The sequence below is a fragment of the Calidithermus chliarophilus DSM 9957 genome, from assembly GCF_000430045.1.
GTDB lineage: Bacteria > Deinococcota > Deinococci > Deinococcales > Thermaceae > Calidithermus > Calidithermus chliarophilus.
Genome location: NZ_KE387027.1, coordinates 646,771 through 666,949 on the forward strand (window position 1 = coordinate 646,771; position 20,179 = coordinate 666,949).

Below are 20,179 nucleotides of genomic sequence, written 5' to 3' on the forward strand. Positions count from 1 at the left end.
GGCCGGGGCGTGAAGGGGCAGTAACCCTGGGATGAGCCTTAGGAACGGCATCCGTGCTCGGTGATTTAGCGGTGTGAGTCGGAGAAGGTCTGGCGAAACGTCCACATAACGGCGTTAATTACGTTACGTCCCGCCTCGAGCAAGCAAAAAACCCCGCCGTAGCGGGGCGGTTTCCCGGCGCTAGATCCTAGCCGATGGCGTTATGGGCCTTGCCCAGCAGCAGCATGGCCCCGATGGTGGCGGCGGAGAGGATGATCAGGACCAGGGCGTAGCCGATGTAGCGCAGGTCGGCGCCTTCACCCTCGACGTTAACGCTCTTGGGGTTGAGGGCCAGGTAGATCAAGCTGGTGACCAAAATCGAACCGATGACGAAGATCAGGGTGAAAACCGCGCCAAGCATCAAGCCTCCTCGACGTTCAAACGCCAGGCCCGCAGCAGGGCCTGGAGGGTCTTTTCCAATCCTACCAGGCCGACCCCGTAGGTGGGTATTCCCCGCTCCCAACCATAGACGCCGACGGCCGGGCCGGGGATCTGGGGGAGGTCGGCCTCGAGCTCGCCCTCCCAGGCCCGCAGGACGGGCGTTTCCCGGTAGGCCAGGCCGGTGGGCGCGACGGCCTCGAGCGCCTCGGCGTCCGGGGCTTCGGCCGCCTGGGGGGTAAAGCTCACGCCCACCCCCTCCCCCTCGGTCAGGACGAGCGCGCGGCGCGGGCGGACCCACTCGAGCGCCCGCAGAAAGGGCGTGCCGTGCCCGGGCGAGGCGTCGAGCCCCAGCACGATGCGGCCCTTGTAGCCGCACCCCAGGTCGCGCAGCGCGCGGATCACCGCCTCGCCTCCACTCCGCGGGGCCCACAGCAGCACGGTTTCCCCGCCGTAATGGCCCTCGAGCCAGGCGTAAAAGCTGCCGAATTCGTCACATCCGGTGCGGACGTGCCGCGCCAAAACCTCCTCCAGCCACGCCGAGCCGTCGGTGCCGGGGGATTCGTCGGAAGGCAGGGGTTCTTTCACCACGTCGGTCTCCGTCGCGGCCGGGTCGCGGGGGTCGGCCTCGAGCACAGGTACAGCATAACAAAGGTGAGGGGGACATAAGGGCTTGGGAGGGGTGGGTGGCCGGACGCTGAACGCCGATAGCCCATAGCCGACAGCCGAACGCCAAACGCCAAACGCCGACAGCCGAACGCCAAACGCCAAACGCCGAACGTCAAACGCCGAACGCCAAACGCCGAACGCCGAACGTCAAACGCCCTTGACCCTCGACGCTGGCGGGGAGGGGTAAACCACGAGCCACAGATCACGCGCCACGAGCTCCCTGCCTCCCCCTTTAGGTGGGCTTGAAGGGGCCCTTGGTCCCCGGGTCACGTGCCGTATGATGTGTCACTGTGCGTTACCTGATCCTCTCCGACCTGCACGGTAACTGGAATGCCCTCGAGGCGATATTGCGCGAGGCCAGGGACTGGGAGCGGGTCTTGTTTCTAGGGGACGCGGTAGGGTACTACCCCGACGCCGAGCGGGTGGTGTCCTGGCTGGCTTCGCACGACGCGGTCGGGGTGTTGGGCAACCACGACGCCTGGATGCTCTCGCTGGGCTCCTTGGACGTGGAGGGGCCGATCCTCGAGATCATCGCCTGGCAGGCCGAGCGCATGAGCGCGGCCAGCCACGCCTACCTCTCCAAGCTGCCCATGGCCGTCACCGTCGAGGGGGCCTTGGTGGTGCACGGCAGCCCCTGCGACCCCATGCAGTACCTCGACGACCTCGAGCTCGCCCGACAGGGCTTCGACTGCACCGCGGCACGCTGGATCTTCCACGGCCACACCCACCTGGCCGGGGCCTACCTCTCCCTCGACGGCCCCAACGGCCAGTGGGTGCGCTACCAGCGCTACACCAACGGCGGCGAGCTGATCCTGGCGCCCAAGGTGCGGGCCATCGTCAACCCCGGCTCGGTGGGGCAGCCCCGCGACGGCACGCCGGGGGCCGCCTACGCCATCTGGGACAGCGGCGAGGACCTGGTCGAGTTCCACCGCGCCAGCTACGACCTCAAGCAGGTTCTGCGGCGCATCGAGGAGGCGGGCTTCCCCAACTGGCTCTACGAGCGCCTGCTGCATGGGAAATAGACCTCCTTCGGAGGTCGTCGATAGCTGATAGCCAATAGCCGGTAGCTACCTTAGGCGCGATGGTTCAGGGCAAGTTGCGGGCACTTTACGGAGAATACGGTTGAAACCTTCGATCCTGGGACACGAGCGCATCCTGAAGCTGCTGCCGAGCCTGAGCAGCCAGAGCCTGCTCTTCACCGGGCCCGAGGGGGTGGGGCGGCGGGCGGTGGCGCGCTGGTACGCCTACGGCCTCAACTGCGCCCACGGCTTCCCGGGCTGCGGGCAGTGCCCTTCGTGCCGCCTCGAGGAGCCCACCGACTACCTCGAGATCGTGCCCGAGGCCGAGACCAAGACCGGGCGCAAGGCCCGCAACCTGCAGATCCGGCTCGAGCAGATCGCCCCCCGCGAGGACGGCGGGGAGAACCTCCTGGACTGGCTCTCGACCTACCCGCGCTTCCGGGCCAAGGTGGCGGTGATCGACGGGGCCCACCTGCTCAACGAGCCCGCCGCCAACGCGCTGCTGAAGGTGCTCGAGGAGCCCCCGGCCTACGCCCGGCTCATCCTCGTCGCGCCCAGCCGCGAGATGGTGCTGCCCACCCTGGCCTCGCGCTCGCTCGAGCTCGCCTTCGGCCCCCTGCCCGAGGAGACGCTGCACGGCCTCACCCGCGACCCCGAGGTCCTGGCCTACGCCGAGGGCAGCGTGGGACGGGTGCGCTGGGCGCTCGACAACCCCGCCCTCTTCAACCAGCTCGTGGGGCGGGTGCAGGGGGTGCTCCAGAGCCTGGGGAAAGGCCCCGCCCAGACCCTCGAGGCCCTGGGACCGCTGCTCGAGACCGAAGGCGGCCTGAGCTACCTGGCCCGCAAGCTCGGGCAGTCCCTCCCCCCCGAGGACCCGCGCCGCGCCGAGGCCCTGCTGAGCCTCCACCAGGCCCAGGAGGCCCTGAGCGCCTACGTGAGCGAGGACCTGGTGCTCAACTGGCTGGGCCTGCGGCTGTGGGCGGCGGCGCAGGGGCGCGAAACCCTATCAGGTCACTGAAATTGTAGAGTGGGGGCATCAGACTCCGGTCTGTGAACCCGCCGGGGGCCGCTGGCTCGGCCCCGGGGTCTAAAGCGAGGAGGATCGATGGACTGCGTAGGCGTCCGTTTCAATCACGGCCCCAAACTCTACGACTACAGCTTCAGCGGGGAGCCCCCCGCGCTCGAGAGCTGGGTGGTGGTCAGCACCCCCAGGGGCCTCGAGCTCGGCAAGGTGCGCACCGCGCCCCGGGCGGGGCGGCCCCAGGGCGAGGTGGTGCGGCAGGCCACCCCCCAGGACCTCGAGGCCGCCAGCAAGCTGCGCGAGCGCGCCGAGGACCTCAAGTGGTGGCTCAAGGCCAAGTTCCGCCGGGAGAGCGTCCCGGCCAAGCTGCTGGGCTGCGAGTTCACCCTCGACGGCAACCACCTCTCGGTGCACTACTCCGCCGAGGAGCGCGTGGACCTGCGCCGCTGGGTGGGGGAGATCTCCCGGCTGGCGGGCGCCCGCGTGGAGTTCCTGGCGCTGGGCCCGCGCGACCAGACCGCCTACCTGGGCACGCTGGGGGCCTGCGGCATGGAGTCGTGCTGCTCGACCCACCTGCAAGACTTCGCCCAGGTCTCCATCAAGATGGCCAGGGACCAGCAGCTCCCGCTGTCGCCCGAGAAGATCTCCGGCCCCTGCGGGCGCTTGCTGTGCTGCTTGCAGTACGAGCACGAGCTCTACCAGGAGCTCCTGGCGGGCCTGCCCAAGAAGAACGCCAAGGTGTGCACCATCCACGACGTGTGCGGCAAGGTGGTCAAGCTCAACCCGCTGGCCCAGACCGTGGACATGATCACCGAGGAGGGCAGCATGGTCACGGCCCACAAGGACGAGCTGCGGCGCTGAAGCGGGTGTGGGCGGGTGCCGGCGGCGTCGTGGCTCTGGATCGGGCTGGGGGGCTTGTCCCTGCTGGGCCTGCTGGCGGCGGAGGTGCGCCGGCGGCCCCTGGCGCGGGCGGCCTTCAAGGTGGCCTGCTCGCTGGGCTTTTTGTTGCTGGCCCTGGCGCAGGGCCTCGAGGGCCGCTTCGCCCAGTGGGTGTTCGCCGGGCTGGTGCTCTCGGCTTTGGGCGACGTCTTCCTGATTTTCCCCTCGGGGCGGGCCTTCCTAGCGGGGCTGGTCGCCTTTTTGCTGGCGCACCTGGCCTACGTGGGGGCCTTCGCCGCCGAGGGAAGCCCCGGCCCGTGGGCCTTCGCGCTGGTGCTGGGCGTGGGGCTGGGGGTCGTCCGCTGGCTGTGGCCGCACCTCGAGGGCTGGCGCGTCCCGGTGCTGGCCTACGCCGCCGTCATCAGCCTGATGCTGCTCTTCGCCCTGGCGACAGGCCGCCCGGAGGCCCGGCTGGGGGCGCTGCTGTTCTACCTCTCCGACCTCTTCGTGGCCCGCGAGCGCTTCGTGCGCTCGGAGGTGCTCAACCCGCTGCTGGGGCTGCCGCTGTACTACGTGGGCCAGTACCTGTTGGCGCTGTCGGTGGGCTGAGCCTTGCCCGAGCCGCCGGGCTGGCGTAGGCTTTAGGGCCTATGGCCGAGATTCCCGAGCAGGGGGTAGCCCCTACCCACTTCGCCGCGCAGGGGGTGCGCTTCATCTACCGGGTGGCCGGGATCGCCCTCCAGCACGGCCAAATTTTGCTGCACCGGGGGTTGGAGGACGACTTCTGGGCACTGCCCGGCGGGCGGGTGGAGGCCCTCGAGACCGCCCAGCAGGCCCTGCGGCGCGAGATGCGCGAGGAGTTGGGGCTCGAGGCCCAGACCGGCCCGCTGCTCTTCGTGGTCGAGAACCTGTTCGGCCATCAGGGACGCGCCCATCACGAGGTGGGGCTCTACTTCGCGATGAGCCTGCCGGACTTCTGGGAGGGGGAGCGGCGCGGGAGCGAGGGGCACACCCAGTTGCTGTATCGCTGGTTCCCCCAGGACCAGATGCCGCGCCTGCCGGTGCAGCCCCGTTTCCTGCGCGAGGGCCTCACGCGGCTACCCGATCACCCGCGCCACGTGGTCGAGCTCGAGCTCTGACCCCTCGGCGCAGGCCCGGTCGCCCCCGGCCCGCTTGGCCTGGTAGTGCAGGGCGTCGGCGCGCTCGAGCAGTTCCGCCGCGCCCTCGCCCGGGCGGTACGCCGCCACCCCCAGGCTGATGCTCAGGCGGCAGCCGGGGACGGGCTCGAGGGCGCTCACCCCCTTGCGCAGCCGCTGGGCGATGGCCTCGGCGGCCATGAGGGAGGTGTTCGGCAGCACCGCCACGAACTCCTCCCCGCCCCAGCGCCCCACCCAGTCGGAGTGCCGGAGCTTCTCCCGTGCCACGCGCGCCACCAGGCGCAGGGCCTTGTCGCCTGCCGCGTGCCCGAAGGTGTCGTTGACCCGTTTGAAGGCGTCGAGGTCAAAGAGGACGAGGCACAGGGGCTCGCCGGAGCGCTCGGCCAGGGCGAGTTCGCGCGCGAGCGCCCGCTCGAGGCCCCGCCGGTTGGGGAGGCCGGTGAGGGAGTCGGTGCAGGACTGTTCCAGCACCCGCAGGTACGCCACCCTCCACCCGGCGCTAGCGATCAATGCGCCCAGCAACAAACCTCCCACCCACTCCATCTCCGAACCTCCTCCCAAGCCCTACGCGGCCCGCTCCCGCCCTGGATTGCGTATCGGGCGTTACACGGCGGGCTTGCTCGCCGCCAGCAGCACCCGTTTGAAGCCGTAGAACACCGGCTTCTGCGGCATCAATTCGTTCAGCCTCGAGCGGTAGCGCTCGAGGAAAGCCCCCTGCAACTCCTCCGGCAGCACGCCCAGGTAGGCGGTGAGCAGCGTCCCCTTCACCCACTCCACGATCGCGTCGGCGTCGGGGAGGACGTGGGGGTACACCTTGAGCACGGCGGTGATGTCCTGCCCGCCGAGGTCGAAGAACAACTGGGCGTAGTCCTCGACCGGCAGGACCGGGTGGCGGCGGCCGCTGTTGGGGAAGTACGCCCTGAACTCCGGCTCCTCGGTGACCTCGCGGGCCAGGCGGTGGGAGGGGTGGTCGCCGTTGGCGGGCATCTGCACCACCATCTGCCCGCCGGGGTTCAGGCAGCCCCAGAGCCGGGCGAAAAGGGTGGGGTGGTCGTCGGCCCACTGCAGCGCGGCGTTGGAGAAGATCAGGTCGTACTGCCCCTCGAGCTCCCGGAAGTCGCCCTGTACAAAGCTGAGCCCCTCGCGGGCGAAGTTCTGGCTCCTGGCGAGCATCTCGGGGGAGCTGTCGAGCCCGGTTACGGTGCTGCCGGGCAGGCGGTCGGCCAGGCGGCGGGTGAGCTCGCCGGTCCCGCAGCCCAGGTCCACGGCCCGCAGGCCGGGCCTGACCTTGACCAGCGCGAGCAGGTCGTCGAAGGGGGCGGTGCGCTCGGCTTTGAATTTCTCGTACTGTTCGGGGTTCCAGGGCATGGCGTTACTCCAGGGGTTGGGAAGCTAGCTCTTGCGGGCAGACCCGGCCCGCGCGCCCCAGGCTGGGGGAGAGGTTGGTCACCGGGCCTCCTCGGGCTCGGGCCAGGGGAACTCCCCCAGGCGCCCCCGCAGCCCCTCCCAGCGCCGCATCAGGGCGCGGATCTCGCGGGCGAGGTCGGGGAAGGGCTCGGCCCAGGTGCGCAGGCGGCTCCAGCGGCCCCGGTGCCCGTCGTAGTGCGACTGGGCCTGCAGGATGCGGTGGCCCCCGCCGTAGGGGTCGTTGGCGCCCCAGGCCACCGCCCCCACCTGCGCGAAGAGGATGGCCCTGCCGCACATCAGGCAGGGCTCGAGCGTGGTGTAGAGGGTCAGGGCCTCGCCCGGCCGCCTGCGCCGGTCGTCGCCCTGGGCCCTGAACCACGCCGCCGCGTTGCGCAACGCCTCGACCTCGGCGTGGGCCGTGGGGTCGCCGGTGGGCAGCACCCGGTTGCGCCCCTCCGCGACCGGGCGGCCCTCCGCGTCGGTGAGCACCGCCCCGATGGGGTAAGTGCCTTCCTCGAGGCTCCGCAGGGCGAGCTCCACGGCCCGCTCCATCCAGCGCCGCTCGATCACAGGAACTCCCGGTACTTGTCGAGCAGGTCGGCGAGGGCCTCGCGCAGCAGGGCGGCCTCGGTGCGGCCCAGGCGCTCGGACAGCGTGGCGAGGCGGGCGAGCTGGTTCTTGGGGTAGTAGTTCGACTTCAGCACCATCTTGTCCTCCACGTAGATCGCCACCCGGCTGCGCCCCTCGCGCTTGGCCCGCAACAGCGCCTCGTCGGCGGCCTGGAGCAGTTGCTGGGGGTCGGAGACGTGGCGGGGGAAGCTGGCGATGCCGATGGACAGCCGCACCGCCAGCGAGACCTCCCCCACGTTGTGCTTGCGACCCGCGAGGTACTGCCGGATCTCCTCGAGCTGGATCAGCGCCTCCTCGGGGCTGGCCCCCGGCAGGGCGCAGGCGAACTCGTCCCCGCCAATGCGGGTGAGCAGGCTGCCGGGGGGGAGGCTCCCGGCCAGCGCCTTCATCACCAGCGCGATCACCGCGTCGCCCACCTCGCGCCCGTAGTTCTGGTTGACCGGCATGAACTCGTCGATGTCGGCCACCGCCACCGAGATAGGGCCGTCCTCCTTCCAGTTCGTCAGGGTTTGATAAAAGCTCTCGCGGTCGAGCGTAGTAGCTCCGGTCATATGACATCCTCTCTAGTAGCTTTCACGTATATATGTTATGAGCCACATATATACGTGTCAAGTCATGCGAATGGAACCCTTTCATACCGGATTCAAAAAGATAATCACCCAAACCAAAGACCTTCAGAGGCTATCTTTTTGAATCCTAGAGCACACCCCTCCCTGACGGTCGGCGAAGAAAGCGTATCCCTTCGGTCGGGTCAGTCCGTCCCCGAATGGGGACGAACTGACCGAATCTGGTATCAAGGGGTTTATCGCGGTTTGCGGGCATTTTGCCGCTGGGAGGAGCGGCAAAACCGGCTATCGAGCCGCCGATCCAGCTTCCAGCTTTGGCTCAGTCATTCCGCAAACCGCTCTATACAATGGGCCTGATGCTCAGCCTCGCCCGCGTGCTCTCGGTGACCTTGGGGATCTTCGCCCACCACCCGCTGGGGGTGCTGTGGGTCACCTTCGTGGCCCTGCTCTTCAGCTTCGTAAGCTTCGGGATCCTGATCGGGCCCATGCAGGTGGGCTTCAACGCGGTGATGCTGCGCTACCTACGCCGCGGCGAGTGGGCTCCTGAACTGCTGTGGCAGCAGTTCCGCCGCGAGGCTTTCCTCGCGGGGTGGGTGTACCTGGCGTTGCTGCTGGTGGGGCTGGTGGTGCCGCTGCCGCTCGAGCGCTTCTCCCCGGCGGTGGCTGTGCTGCTGGGCTTCGCGGCCAACGCGGTGTTGGCGCTCTTGTGGTTCTACCCCTTCCAGTACCTCGCCGAGCGCCACATGCCCTGGACCGAGGCCGTGCGGGAGGGCTGGCACCTCATCCTGCGGGCCGGGGTGCCGCGCCACGTGCTGCTGGTGCTGCTGATCCAGCTCATCAACTACGTCCCCACCGGGTCCTCCGTCCCCGTGCTCGACCTGTTCGTACTCGTGCTGCTGGTAGGCCTCAGCGGCCTGATCGGGGTAGTGGCCTACGCCCAGCTCAACCCGGAGCCACAGGCCTGAGGGCCTGCCCCGGCAAAACGCGCGGCGGGTGAGGGTAGGGGGGCCGTCAGCGGTCAGCTTTCAGCCGTCAGCGGGAGGCTGGTGGCCCGTGGTGGACCCCTCCCCAACCCTCCCCGCCAGCGGGGAGGGGATATCCCCCCTAGCCCCCCTTGTTAAGGGGGGCCAAGAAAGGGCGTCTTGCGTCTTGCGTTTGGCGTTTTGCGTACGTCGTACGTCGTACGACGTACGACCCGCGCCCGGCTATCGGCTATCGACTACTTCTCATACGGCTTACCGATCGCCGCCGGCGGCCGGCTGCGCCCGATGAACCCAGCCAGCACCAGGATGGTCAGGACGTAGGGCAGCGCCTCCACCACCACCGAGGGCATCACCTCGCCGCCGCCGAGCTGGATCGCCAGCGCCCGGAAGAAGCCGAACAGCAGCGTCGCGCCCAGCACGCCCAGCGGGTGCCACTTGCCGAAGATCAGGGCGGCCAGGGCGATGAAGCCCTGCCCGGCCGACATGTTCTTGACGAACTGGTTGAGGAAGCCGATGGAGAGGTAGGCCCCGGCCAGCCCGGCCAGCAGGCCCGAGAGGATCACCGCAGTGTAGCGCAGGCGGTAGACGTTGACCCCCATGGTGTCGGCGGCCTCAGGCTGCTCGCCCACCGCGCGCAGGCGCAGGCCCCAGGGGGTTTTGAACATCACCCACCAGCACAGGGGAACCAGCAAGAAGGCCAGGAACACCAGCGGGGAGAGGCTCTCCCCGGCCACCCCGATCACCGGGAGGCGGTTCTCGACCTCCTTGGAGTTGGTGGTGGTGTTGTACAAGGCCTGCATCAGCACCGGCGGGGCCCCGGCGGCCAGCAGGTTGATGGCGGTGCCGGTCACGATCTGCTCGGCCTTGTAGCGGATGACGGCGATGGCGTAGACGGTGGCCACCAGGCCGCCCATCAGCACCCCGGCCACCACGCCCGCCCAGGGGATCCAGGCCGCCCGGGACAGGGGGTCGGCGGCGAGCATGGGGGCCTCGAGCCGCTCCACCGTGATGGCGGCCGCGGCCGCGCCGAAGAGGATCATGCCCTCGAGGGCGATGTTGGTCACCCCCGAGCGCTCGGAGAACATGCCCCCCAAGGCGGTGAACAGCAAAGGGGTGGTTTGGCGCAGGGTCGAGAAGAACAGCGCGATCAGGATGGCCGACTCGACCCGCATCCCCAGAAACACCACGGCGATCGCCGCGACCACGAGGAATCCGATCATGAATGGCGACAAGCGTTTCATCAAGCCCTCCCGACCAACGCTTTTTCACGGGCCTCGAGCTCGGCACGGGCCTCGGTCTCGACCTGCGCGGCCTGCAGCGGGTCGATGAAGTAGCGCGGCAAGAAGCCGCCCGCGGCGATGAACAGCACGATCAGGGCCTGCAGCACCGTCACCAGCTCGCGGCTCACCGCGAGCTGCTGGTTGAGGTCGAGCCCGCCCGTCAGCAGCACGCCGAACAGCAAGGCCGAGAGGCTGATGCCGATGGGGGTGTTCTGCCCCATCAAAGCCACCGCGATCCCGTCGAAGCCGACGCTGGTGGGCAGCGACTGCTTGAGGCGGTACTCGTCGATGCCCCCGCCCAGGACGTAGTGGGTGGCCGCCAGCCCGGCCAGCGCGCCGGAGATGGCCATGGCCAGGACCGTCTTGGAGCGCAGGTTGACCCCGCCGTACTCGGCCGCCTTGGGTGCTAGCCCCACCGCCCGCAGCTCATAGCCGCCGGGCGTGCGGAAGAGGTAGAAGTTGTAGAACAGCAGCGCCAGCACCGCCAGCAGGAAGGCCCCGTTGAAGCGCGAGGAGGTGAGGGCGCTCGTGAGCTCGACCGACGGCCCCGGCAGGAAGCCGCCCACCACGTACCCCGCCAGCACCGCCCCCCCTGAGATCAGCAGGCGGCGGCCGAGGTCCATGCGGCGCTGGGTGTAGTAGGCCACCAGCCCCAGCACCAGCGCGAGCGGGATGGCCCACGAGAGGTGGCCGTCGCGCACCAGCAGGTCGAGCATGAGCGGGATGCGCGAGCCCTCCTGCACCTCGTTGCTGCGGGCCTCGAAGCCTTCAGCCTTGAAGGGCAGCCGCACGGTGGTCCCGAAGAACTTGTACTCGTTGGCGGCGATGAGGAAGAGGAAGAGCGAGGCGGCGACGTAGTTGAGCATGATGGTGTTGATGACCTCGTGCGCCCCGAAGCGAGCCTTGAGCCAGCCCGGGATGGCCCCCCACAGGGCGCCGCCCGCCGCTGCCGCGGCGATGGAGAGGGGCAGCGTGACCCAGCCGGGCCCGGGCAGGTACACCCCCACCAGCATCGCGGCGATGGCCCCCACCGTGAGCTGCCCCGGTGCCCCGATGTTGAACAGGCCCGAGCGGAAGCCGAAGGCCACCGCCAGCCCGGTGAAGATGAGGGGCGTGGCCAGCAGCAGGCTCTGGAACCAGCCGGTCACGCTGATGACGGGGCTGAAGAGCAACTGGAAGGTGTAGGTCACCAGGTCGAGTTTGGTGGCGATGGCGTCCAGCAGCGGCAGCACCTTGCCCTCGGCGCCCAGGCCGGGCCGGATGAAGCCCACCACCAGCGCGCCGATCAGCGAGGCCAGCAGCAGCGAGACCAAAGGCACCACCACGCCCCGGTAGCGCACCAGGAAGGCCTTGCCGCCGGCCAGTTGCAGCCGCGCCAGGATCAGCATGCCCAGGCTGAAGAACACGCCCATGTAGGCCCCTAGCGACAGGCTGAAGCGCCGCAAGGGCAGCCGGCGCGGGGAGGTGCCGGCCTCGAGCGCGGGCCCGTTGATGGCGTTGACGGTCTGGTAGAACACCACGGCTTCGGCCACGAACAGCAGCAGCCCCACCGCCCCGACCCCGTACAGCAGCCGCGCGCGGGTGCGGGCGTCGGGCAGGAACAGCGCCGCGCTGGCGACGAGCACCAGCAACACCCACACCCAGAAGAACGGCGCCGCCCAGCCGGTGTTCATGGCGGGAAGCTGGAGGTTTTGCGGGTTCACGAGGTCGAAGGGCGTGAGCAGCACCCCGACCCCGCCGAACTCGCGCTTGAGCACGGCCCATGGCGCTAGCGCCATGAGCAACACGACGACGAAGTTCACTGCGAGCAACAGATAGCGCACCATGTGGCCCCCTGCACTACGGGGATTCTAAGCCATGCCCGGCGTTGCTCATAGCCGCATGGCCCGTGTTCGTGGGGGCTCGAGGGGACAGTAGTCAGCCGTCAGCGGGAGGCGGGGGCCCGTGGCTCGTGCTTACCCCACCCCTTCCCTCCCCGCGTGCGGGGAGGGGGTATCCCCCCAGCCCCCCTTGCTAAGGGGGGTAAAAAGGGGCGTTTTGCGTCTTGCGTCTTGCGTTTGGCGTTTGGCGTACGACGTAGGACGTACGACGCCGGGCGCAGGACGTACGACCCGCGACCCGCGCCCGGCTATCAGCTATCAGCTATCGGCTATCGACCATCGACACTATCCAACCCCTTCCGCGCCTGCATCCGGTCGAAGAACTCCTGCCAGTGCGGCGCCCGGCCGTCGACGTCGGTGAAGCCGTACTCGCGGGAGAGGTGCCAGGTTGCCAGGGCTTTGCCCGCCTTCTGGTGCACGTTGGGGTCGGAGGCCAGGGCCACCACCGCCCGCCCGATGTAGTGCGGGGTCTCCGACTCGGCGTAGTAGGGGTCCTTGGCGATGGCGTCGCGCCAGTTGGCCTCGGTCACGCCGAAGTGATCCAACATCGCCTCCGAGCGCAGGAAGCCCGGCGTGAGGGCGACGGCGGTAATGCCCTTGGGCGCCTCCGCCGACTTCGCGCCGCCCTCGCCGACGTAGCGGTTGGACTTGAATTCTTCGGCCATGGCGTAGGCCAGCCGGATCACGGTGGTCTTGACGAGGTCATAGAAGAAATTCCCCCGGTAGCTGAGGCTGTCGCCGTCGGTGACCTCGACGATGAGGCCCGAGTTGCGCCCCAGCATCAGCGGCACCGCGTAGCGGCTGGTGAGGAGGTGGCTGTAGACGGAGCGCTCGAGCAGCCTCCACCCCTGCGCCGCGTCCATCTCCCAGAAGGGCTTCCCCCACTCGATCATCGAATCCCCGCCCCACACGTCGTTGACGAGGACGTCGAGCCGCCCGTTCTGCTCGGCCCGGACGCGCTCGAACAGCGCCTTCACCTCCTCCTCCCGGGTGTGGTCCACCCGCACCGCGATCCCCACCCCGCCCGCCTGCGTCACCCGCTCGGCGGTCTCCTCGATGGTTTCCGGACGGTTGAGGTCGGAGGGGTTGCCCCGGGTGCTGCGCCCGGTGCAGTACACCGTCGCCCCGGCCGCGCCCAGCTCCACCGCGATCCCGCGCCCGCACCCCCGGGTCGCCCCGGCCACCACCGCTACCTTGCCTTCGAGACTCATGTTTACCTCCTCCTCGAGCCTAGCCGCCATATATGACACCTCCTGTCATGATTCGGGGGCACAATGGGCTCATGCGGGCCGCCCGGCTGCTGTCCATCCTCCTGATCCTGCAGACGCAGGGGCGGGCCACCAGCCGCGAGCTAGCACGGCGGCTCGAGGTCTCCGAGCGCACCGTCCACCGCGACATGGAGGCCCTCACCGCCGCCGGGGTGCCGGTGTACGCCGAGCGGGGCCCGGCCGGGGGTTGGCGGCTGCTCGAGGAGTACCGCACCCAGCTCACCGGGCTCAACGAGGACGAGGTCCTGGCGCTCTTCGCGCTCAAGCCCCCGCAACTGCTGGCCGACCTCGGCCTGGGCCGCGCCGCCGAGAACGCCCTGCTCAAGCTGCTGGCCGCCCTGCCCGCCCCGCGCCGCAGGGAGGCCGAGCACGCCCGCCAGCGCCTGCTCGTCGACGGCTCGAGGCGCGACGAGCCCGTGCCCTGGCTCCCGCTGCTCCAGGCCGCGGTGTGGGAGGACCGCCGGGTGCGCCTGCACTACCCCAGCGGCGGCGGCCCGCCCGGGGAGCGGGTGGTGGACGCGCTCGGGCTGGTGGTGCGGGGGCAGGCGTGGTATCTGGTCGCGCGGCGCGCGGGCGAGCTGCGCACCTACCGGGTCTCCCGCGTCGTCCACGCCGAGCTGCTCCCCGAGCGCTTCACCCGCCCGCCCGGCTTCGACCTCGAGCGCTACTGGCGCCAGGCCCGCAGCGAATTCCAGGCCAACCTCCCGGTCTACCCCGTGCTGGCCCGCCTCGAGCAGCACGCCTTCGAGCGCTTCGGGCTCGTGGGCCGCTGGGCCCGGCTCGAGCACGCCGAGCCCGACGGGGAGGGCTGGCTCCGGGCCCGCGTCCGCTTCGAGGTCGAGGAGGACGCCGTGGCCTGGGCGCTGAGCCTGGGCGACCGGGTGGAGGTGCTCGAGCCCCCTGAGCTGCGGCGCAGGGTCGCCATCGAGCTGGTCAAAGCCCTCCGGCGCGCGAAAAGGAGCCGCCCGGAAGGCGGCTCCGCAGGTTCGGAAGATGCCTAGCGCTCGAGCAGCCGCGCCGCCCGGGCCCGGTACTCCGGGTTCAGGATGCCCGTGAAGCCTTCGGCCTCGAGCCTCAGCGAGCGGGCGGCGCCGAACTCGGGGTAGAAGACGAAGCTGCTGTCGAGCGAGTCGGGGCTGATCTGCCGCGCGTCGGTGATGGTCCCGTCCTGGACCTCGGTGATCTCGACGACCGAGAGGTTCCAGCCCTTGCGGAACTTGAGCTTGTCGCTCGAGCCGCTGCAGGTGATCTCCACGTCGCGGTCGCTGTAGTACCAGCCGACGTCGAAGCCGTCGAGGTAGTTGAAGAGCCGGTCCCCCTCGCGCAGGCTGGGTGCTTCGAAGGGGAAGTCGATGGCGAAGGGGTAGAAGGACTGCTTGTCCTCCGTCTGCCCGATGGCAGTCACCGGGGCCAGGTTGGCCGTGGCGGGGTTGGCGCTGCAGCCGCTGTACAGCAGGTCGCCGACCGGGACGAGGTCGGAGGCGTCGGGGGTGGGCAGGCGGTAATCGAACTCGCCCCGGTTCGAAACCTCGACGTTGGCGACGGCCTCGAGGTTGTTGAGGTTGACGAAGCTCACGGCAGCAGCGGTGCCGCCGGGCCAATTCTGCATCCGCACAGCCCCCTTCTCGCCGGTGAAGCCCGCCGCCGGACCCGGGCAGGCGGTGAGCACGAGCAGTAGGCCGGTAAACGCTAGCTTCAGAGGTGTCGTTTTCATCCCTCAAAGCCTAATGGGTATTGGGTGAGAAAGCATAAGGGGGTACGCTGAATGCCGGGTGCGGGTCGTACGTTTTAGGTCGTACGTCGTACGTCGTACGTCGTACGCAATACGCCTAACGTCGAACGCCCAACGCGAGATGCGAGACGCCTTGGCCCTCGGCCCTAGACCCTTGACTCTCGACAAACCACTGGCCGCGAGCCAGCGTTCAAATGAACGGCAGTGCCAGGCCGTAGCTGTCGAGCAGGGTGAAGACTTCCTGCTGGGCGGCGGGGTCGTCGGCGAAGTTGAGGCGCTGGGTGGGGAGGACGAGGACGGGGGAGAGGTCGTAGGTGGCGATCCAGGCGGCGTAGAGGCGGTTGAGGGCCTCGAGGTAGCTCGCGGGGATGGACTGCTCGTAGGCGCGGCCCCGGCGGGCGATGTGGGCCTGGAGGGTGGGGAGGTCGGCCTCGAGGTAGATCAGGAGGTCGGGCTTGCGCAGAGCCGGGGCGATGCCGTGGTAGAGGGCCATGTAGGTCTGCCAGTCGCGCTCGGAGAGGTGGCCCTCGAGGTAGAGGTTCTGCGCGAAGATGTGCGCGTCCTCGAAGACGGTGCGGTCCTGCACCACGTAGGTCGCGCCGTTGATCTCGGCCAGGTGCTGCTTGAGCCGCTTGGCGAGGAAGAAGACCTGCGAGTGGAAGGCCCAGCTCCCCATGTCCTGGTAGAAGTCGGCCAGGTAGGGGTTCTCGTCCACGGCCTCGTAGACGGGGCGCAGCCCGTAGCGGTTGGCGAGCAGGGTGGTCAGCGTGGACTTTCCTGCCCCGATGTTTCCGGCGATGGCGACGTACATAGGCGTGATCCAGCGGGCAATTCCCGGTGCGCGTAACGCTCAGCGGCTCAGTGGCGGCTTTGCTCCGCCGCGACCAGCCCCAGGCGCTTCTGCACCTCCTGGGTGATCCAGTCCTGGTCGGCGGGGTCGTTGGCGTAGTCGAGCTGGTCGGCCTCGACGACCCACAGCGGGCTGGCGTAGGTGGCGAAGTGGTGGTCGTAGGCCTGGCCCAGGCGCTCGAGGTAGCCCGGGTCGATGTTGGCCTCGAAGCTGCGGCCCCGCTGCCGGATGCGCTCCAGGATCACGCCCAGCGGCGCCCGCAGGTAGATGGTGAGGTCGGGGGCCGGGATGCGCGGGGAGAGGTGGCTGTAGAGGTCGGAGTACAGCGCCCACTCGTCGCCCGAGAGGTTCATGGCGGCGAAGATCGCGTCCTTATCGAAGAGGTAGTCGGCCACCACGCCCCGGCTGAACAGGTCGGGCTGGGCCAGGGGCAGCAATTGCTTGTAGCGCGAGAGCAGGAAGAAGACCTGCACCTTGAAGCCGTAGCGCACCGGGTCCTCGTAGAAGACGGGGAGGAAGGGGTTCTCCTCCACGACCTCGAGCAGCGGCTGCACCCCCAGGCGCTCGGCCAATAGACGGGTGAGGGTCGTCTTGCCCACCCCGATGACCCCCTCGATAGCGACGTACATGACGGAGTGAGGCTACCCGGATTGGGGGGAAGGGTCAAGACTTGACAGGGGTGGGCGGTGGCCGATAGCTGGACGCCGGTGGTCGATAGCCCATAGCCGATAGCTGATAGCCCATAGCCCAACGCCAAATCCCCTTTCTTCACCCCCTTAACAAGGGGGGCCGGGGGGGATAAACCCTCCCTGCCGGCCGGGAAGGTTAGGACGGGGTTGACCACACGCTACGAGCCTTTTGCTGACCGCTGCCGGCTCACCGCTCACGACCTTGCCACCATCGTCAGCGTCACCTCGACGCGCCGCCCCTGGCGCCACAGCGTGAGGCGGACCTTGTCGCCTACGCGGAAGCGGGCGATCTGTTGGATGACCTCGGCGCGGTTCTTGACGGCTTTGCCGTTGACGGCGAGGATCACGTCGCCGAGGCTGGTGAGCTTGCCGTTGGGGTTGCGCCCTGCGCCGCGCAGGCCGGCGCTACGGGCGGGGGAGCTGGGCTCGATCTGGTCGATCATGGCGCCCTGGCTGCTGATGAGGCCCACGCTGCGCAGCAGGATGGGGTCGAGGTCGGTGAGGTCGACGAGGGTGGCGCCCAGCCAGCCGCGCTGCACGCGGCCGAAGCGCTCGAGGTCCTGCACGCTTTGCCGCACGAGGTCGCCGGGGATGGCGAGCCCGAGCCCGGCAAGCCCGCTGGGCGGGCCCACCACCATGCTCATCACCCCGATCACCTGGCCCTGGAGGTTGATCATCGGCCCGCCGGAGTTGCCCTCCTCGGTGCGGGCGTCGGTGAAGAGCACCTCACCCACCTCGGTGCCGATGTCGGTCTGGGGCACGTCCTGCACGAGCTCGACCGGGCCCACCTTGGAGAGAATGCCGTAGGTGACGACGTGGCGCTGGAGGAAGGGGCTGCCGATGACCACCACGCCCATGCCGATGGGCAGGTTCTGCGAGCTGCCGAAGCTGAGCGTGGCCGGGGCCCGCACCCCCTGCACGGTGAGGATGGCGATGTCGATGCCGCGGTCCACCGCGAAGACCTGCGCGGGGTAGGGCTGGCCGTCGTGGAGGATCACCCGCAGGTCTTTGAGGCCCTGCACGACGTGGTAGTTGGTGACGATGCGGGTGGGGCTGTAGAAGAAGCCCGAGCCGCCCACGGGCTCGCTGCCCCCGGGGCCGAAGCTCTCCTCCGGGATGCCCTCGACCTTGACCACCGCGGGCAGGGAGCGCTGGATCACGGTGCTCCGGGCCACCTCCTCGGGGGTGGTGAGCCGAGGTGCCTGGGCCAGCGCCAGCGCCAGCAGCAGGATGAGTGCCAGTCCGACGACCGATCGCATCATAGCTACATTACTTCGGGGGCCTGGAGTCCCAACAGCCCCAACCCCTGCGCCAGGGTGCGCTTGACGCTGCGCACGAGCTCGAGCCGCACCCCCCGCAGGCCCTGTGGCGCCGTGAGCACCGCGGTCGCCGACTTGCCGTCGGGGGTCTTGGCGTTGTAGTAGCCGTTCCAGGCCGCGCCCAGGTCGAGCAGGTACTGCGCGAGCAGGTTGGGGGCCTTGTTCTTGGCGGCTTCCGCGACGGTCTCGGCGAAGCGCAGCAGGGCCTTGGCGAGCTCGAGCTCGTAGGGCGTGACCTGGCCGAAGTCGGGGGCCTCGCCGGCGAGCCCCTGTTCCTCGGCCTTGCGCAGGATGGAGGCGGCCCGCGCGTGCGCGTACTGCAGGTAGGGGCCGGTGTCGCCCTCGAAGGCCAGGGCCTGGTCGTAGCGGAAGTCGATCTGCTTCTTGGCCTCGGTCTTGATCATGGCGAAGCGCACCGCCCCCACCCCGATGGCCTCGGCGGCGGCCTCGGGCTCGGGGTGCTCGGGGTTCTTCTGTGCGATCACCGCCCGCGCCCGCCTCACCGCCTCGTCGAGCACCTCGTCCACGCTCACGGTGATGCCCTTGCGCCCGGACATCTGCTGGCCCTCCAGGAGCACCGTCTCGTAGGCCAGGTGATAGGCCCCCTCGGCCAGGTCGTGCCGCCCGGCCACCTCGAGCCCGGCCCGCACGATCATCTGCGGGTGCGACTGCCGGGCGTCGATGACGTTGATGGTCTCCGTGGCCCCCACGTGCTCGGGCACCGACCCTGCGGGCGTGCTGGTGTACATCGGGCGGCCGGGCGTGAAGGCGGGGTAGTCGCCGGGGTAGGGGTCGAACTTCAGCCCCTGCAACAGGCCCATCTTCCACATCTGGAAGGCGATGTCCTTGGCGTAATAGGTGCTGGCCCCGTTGGAGCGCACCAGCACGAAGTAGGGGTCCTCGAGCCCCGGGATGATCTGCGAGGCGTCGATCACCAGCGCCCCGGCGTACTTGCCCTCGGCGGGCCTAAAGACGTAGGGGCTTTTCTCCAGGATCTCGAGCGCCTTCTTCAAAAGCCCCTCGTGCACGATGTCCGACTCCCACACCAGCACGTCGTAGCGGGCGCCCAGCCGGTGCATGGTCTGGAGCTGGCTGCGCAGGATCTTGTCCACCTCCTCGCGCAGCTTGCCCTCCTCGAGCCGGTGCAGCACCTCGGCGATCTGGGGCTCGAGCTCGGCCTTCCTGGCCTCGTCGGCGAGCTCCTTGTGCAGCCGCACGTAGGCCTCGCCCACCCAGTGGTCGTACTTCCGGCTGCCGTCGTACTGCAGGCCGAAGTGGCGCAGCGCGAACAGCGAGTCGGCGGCCTGGCGGCCGGTGTCGTCGATGTAGTTGAGCACCTCCACCTCACGGCCCGCGAAGTCGAGGATGCGGGCTACGGAGTCGCCCAGGCACACGTTGCGCAGGTGCCCGACGTGCAGTTCCTTGTTCGGGTTGACCGCCGTGTGCTCGACGAGCACCTTGCCGGGCTGCTTGGGGAAGGGGCGCACGGGCTCGAGCGCCGAGTGCACCACGTGGCCGGGCTCGAGCTCGAAGTTGAGGTAGCCGCCCACCGCGAACACGCGCCGCACGAACGGGGGCTGCTGCAACTTTTCGGCGATGTCGGCGGCGATCTGGGCCGGGGCCTTGCGCAGCGCTCGAGCCAGGCTGAAGGCCACGGGCGTGCCGTAATCGCCCTCCTTGCCGCTGGGGGTTTCCTGGATGACGATCTCGGGGGCTTCGCTAACGCCCAGGGCATCTAGGGCCTGGGCGACGCTTTGTTGGAGTTGGGCCTTGATAGGCGACTTCGGCGACATCAGGGTTCTATGCTATCAACCCCTCTCATGTTTTTGTGAACCTAGGCTGAGATCGGGCCCGAACTGGGGAAAGAGCGGGTATTCGCGGGAAAGGCGCCGGATTTTCGGCTGGAACAGTGCTTTGATCGGCTGATGACGTTGTCTGTGGGCGGGAAAGCGGGTGATGGTGTGGTGCTTTGGTTTGGCGACCCCCGCTCCGCCGTCAGGGGAGCGAGGGGGAGGCCATTCCACGTGGCGAGGGCATCGCGGTACGCGACCCGGCATACGCCGGAAACCTGCTCCCCCTCGCACCCTCCGAGGGACTCCAGGTTACCGGCAGAGCCGGTAGGGCCTACGGCCACCCCCTCGCGGACGTGCCGCCGGGCCTCAGTGCCCGCGTGTGCGGGGGTGCGGGCCGCACCTTGACCCGGCGGCCTGCCCGTCTGCGCCACCCCGCCCACCCCCTCCCCCGTGAGCCGCATAGTCACGACTGGGGCACGGCAGCGACCACCGAGCGCCCGTCCACGGGGAAGTGGGGCTGTAGTTGGCTTACAGGCCGGGCACAACCCCAGTGGATGATTTATCCCAATAGGGCGTTCAGCTATCGGCTATCAGCTATGGGCTATCGACCATCGACTATC

21 protein-coding genes are annotated in these 20,179 nt (G+C 69.1%); 7 read left to right on the forward strand and 14 right to left on the reverse strand.

The features are described 5' to 3' along the window. Nucleotides 1-187 precede the first annotated feature (187 nt). Together MEICH_RS0120170 and MEICH_RS0120175 are read right to left on the reverse strand one after the other, a co-directional pair. A complete protein-coding gene (locus MEICH_RS0120170; protein ID WP_027894097.1) occupies nt 188-400 on the reverse strand; it encodes a hypothetical protein in 213 nt (70 codons plus the stop codon). Further along, the gene (locus MEICH_RS0120175; RefSeq protein ID WP_245587720.1) at nt 400-1,053 is read right to left on the reverse strand and encodes a hypothetical protein; all 654 of its coding nucleotides are present in this window, start codon (nt 1,051-1,053) and stop codon (nt 400-402) included. The genes MEICH_RS0120170 and MEICH_RS0120175 overlap by 1 nt, the downstream gene beginning before the upstream one ends. A gap of 323 nt (nt 1,054-1,376) precedes the next feature. Here MEICH_RS0120175 and MEICH_RS0120180 point away from each other — a divergent pair, with 323 nt between their 5' ends. The 5 genes from MEICH_RS0120180 to MEICH_RS0120200 all read left to right on the forward strand — a co-directional run bounded on the left by MEICH_RS0120180 (nt 1,377) and on the right by MEICH_RS0120200 (nt 5,144). Then, nucleotides 1,377-2,108, forward strand: a complete 732-nt coding sequence (locus MEICH_RS0120180; RefSeq protein WP_027894099.1) for a metallophosphoesterase family protein — start codon at nt 1,377-1,379, stop codon at nt 2,106-2,108. Nucleotides 2,109-2,208: 100 nt separating this feature from the next. Further along, nucleotides 2,209-3,123: a hypothetical protein gene (locus tag MEICH_RS26270; protein WP_051304380.1), complete on the forward strand. Its 915-nt coding sequence runs from the start codon at nt 2,209-2,211 to the stop codon at nt 3,121-3,123. A gap of 87 nt (nt 3,124-3,210) precedes the next feature. Next, nucleotides 3,211-3,987 carry a PSP1 domain-containing protein gene (locus MEICH_RS0120190; RefSeq protein ID WP_027894100.1) on the forward strand — a complete coding sequence of 259 codons (777 nt, stop codon included), beginning with the start codon at nt 3,211-3,213 and terminating at the stop codon, nt 3,985-3,987. Between the two features lie 54 nt (nt 3,988-4,041). Continuing rightward, nucleotides 4,042-4,614 (forward strand): lysoplasmalogenase, encoded by a 573-nt coding sequence (locus MEICH_RS0120195; RefSeq protein WP_169730713.1) that lies wholly within the window; start codon nt 4,042-4,044, stop codon nt 4,612-4,614. Between the two features lie 41 nt (nt 4,615-4,655). Then, entirely contained in the window at nt 4,656-5,144 is a 489-nt protein-coding gene (locus MEICH_RS0120200) for an NUDIX hydrolase (protein WP_051304382.1), read from the forward strand. On the opposite strand, the gene MEICH_RS26275 is transcribed toward MEICH_RS0120200, so the two are convergent. The 4 genes from MEICH_RS26275 to MEICH_RS0120220 all read right to left on the reverse strand — a co-directional run bounded on the left by MEICH_RS26275 (nt 5,103) and on the right by MEICH_RS0120220 (nt 7,750). Next, nucleotides 5,103-5,705, reverse strand: coding sequence for a GGDEF domain-containing protein (locus tag MEICH_RS26275; protein WP_084542446.1), 603 nt, complete (start codon nt 5,703-5,705; stop codon nt 5,103-5,105). The genes MEICH_RS0120200 and MEICH_RS26275 overlap by 42 nt on opposite strands. 60 nt (nt 5,706-5,765) lie before the next feature. Further along, entirely contained in the window at nt 5,766-6,530 is a 765-nt protein-coding gene (locus MEICH_RS0120210; RefSeq protein WP_027894103.1) for a methyltransferase domain-containing protein, read from the reverse strand. A 78-nt stretch (nt 6,531-6,608) separates the two neighbouring features. Next, entirely contained in the window at nt 6,609-7,139 is a 531-nt protein-coding gene (locus tag MEICH_RS26280) for a nucleoside deaminase (protein WP_051304384.1), read from the reverse strand. Then, nucleotides 7,136-7,750 (reverse strand): diguanylate cyclase, encoded by a 615-nt coding sequence (locus tag MEICH_RS0120220; protein WP_027894104.1) that lies wholly within the window; start codon nt 7,748-7,750, stop codon nt 7,136-7,138. Before MEICH_RS0120220 ends, MEICH_RS26280 begins: the two co-directional genes overlap by 4 nt. Before the next feature lie 371 nt (nt 7,751-8,121). Between MEICH_RS0120220 and MEICH_RS0120225 the strand changes: the two genes are divergently transcribed. After that, nucleotides 8,122-8,730 (forward strand): hypothetical protein, encoded by a 609-nt coding sequence (locus MEICH_RS0120225; RefSeq protein ID WP_027894105.1) that lies wholly within the window; start codon nt 8,122-8,124, stop codon nt 8,728-8,730. A 254-nt stretch (nt 8,731-8,984) separates the two neighbouring features. Here MEICH_RS0120225 and MEICH_RS0120230 read toward each other — a convergent pair whose 3' ends face one another. The 3 genes from MEICH_RS0120230 to MEICH_RS0120240 all read right to left on the reverse strand — a co-directional run bounded on the left by MEICH_RS0120230 (nt 8,985) and on the right by MEICH_RS0120240 (nt 13,119). Then, on the reverse strand, nt 8,985-9,920 hold the full coding sequence (locus tag MEICH_RS0120230) for an ABC transporter permease (RefSeq protein ID WP_027894106.1): 936 nt from the start codon (nt 9,918-9,920) through the stop codon (nt 8,985-8,987). Nucleotides 9,921-9,988: 68 nt separating this feature from the next. After that, entirely contained in the window at nt 9,989-11,854 is a 1,866-nt protein-coding gene (locus tag MEICH_RS0120235) for an ABC transporter permease (RefSeq protein WP_027894107.1), read from the reverse strand. Between the two features lie 323 nt (nt 11,855-12,177). After that, complete coding sequence (locus MEICH_RS0120240; RefSeq protein ID WP_027894108.1) at nt 12,178-13,119, reverse strand: SDR family oxidoreductase; 942 nt, start codon at nt 13,117-13,119, stop codon at nt 12,178-12,180. 71 nt (nt 13,120-13,190) lie between these two features. On the opposite strand from MEICH_RS0120240, the gene MEICH_RS0120245 reads away from it, so the two are divergent. Further along, nucleotides 13,191-14,177, forward strand: a complete 987-nt coding sequence (locus MEICH_RS0120245; RefSeq protein WP_027894109.1) for a helix-turn-helix transcriptional regulator — start codon at nt 13,191-13,193, stop codon at nt 14,175-14,177. Here the strand turns inward: MEICH_RS0120245 and MEICH_RS0120250 are convergent. From MEICH_RS0120250 to MEICH_RS0120270, 5 genes are all read right to left on the reverse strand, one after another. Further along, entirely contained in the window at nt 14,174-14,890 is a 717-nt protein-coding gene (locus MEICH_RS0120250; RefSeq protein ID WP_157202933.1) for a hypothetical protein, read from the reverse strand. The two genes, MEICH_RS0120245 and MEICH_RS0120250, sit on opposite strands and share 4 nt — an antisense overlap. A gap of 208 nt (nt 14,891-15,098) precedes the next feature. Beyond that, complete coding sequence (locus MEICH_RS0120255) at nt 15,099-15,719, reverse strand: deoxynucleoside kinase (protein WP_027894111.1); 621 nt, start codon at nt 15,717-15,719, stop codon at nt 15,099-15,101. A gap of 47 nt (nt 15,720-15,766) precedes the next feature. Continuing rightward, nucleotides 15,767-16,387 (reverse strand): deoxynucleoside kinase, encoded by a 621-nt coding sequence (locus tag MEICH_RS0120260; RefSeq protein ID WP_027894112.1) that lies wholly within the window; start codon nt 16,385-16,387, stop codon nt 15,767-15,769. A gap of 254 nt (nt 16,388-16,641) precedes the next feature. Continuing rightward, nucleotides 16,642-17,709, reverse strand: coding sequence for a S1C family serine protease (locus tag MEICH_RS0120265; RefSeq protein WP_157202934.1), 1,068 nt, complete (start codon nt 17,707-17,709; stop codon nt 16,642-16,644). Between the two features lie 2 nt (nt 17,710-17,711). Beyond that, entirely contained in the window at nt 17,712-19,559 is a 1,848-nt protein-coding gene (locus MEICH_RS0120270; RefSeq protein ID WP_036219775.1) for an arginine--tRNA ligase, read from the reverse strand. Nucleotides 19,560-20,179: the final 620 nt, after the last annotated feature.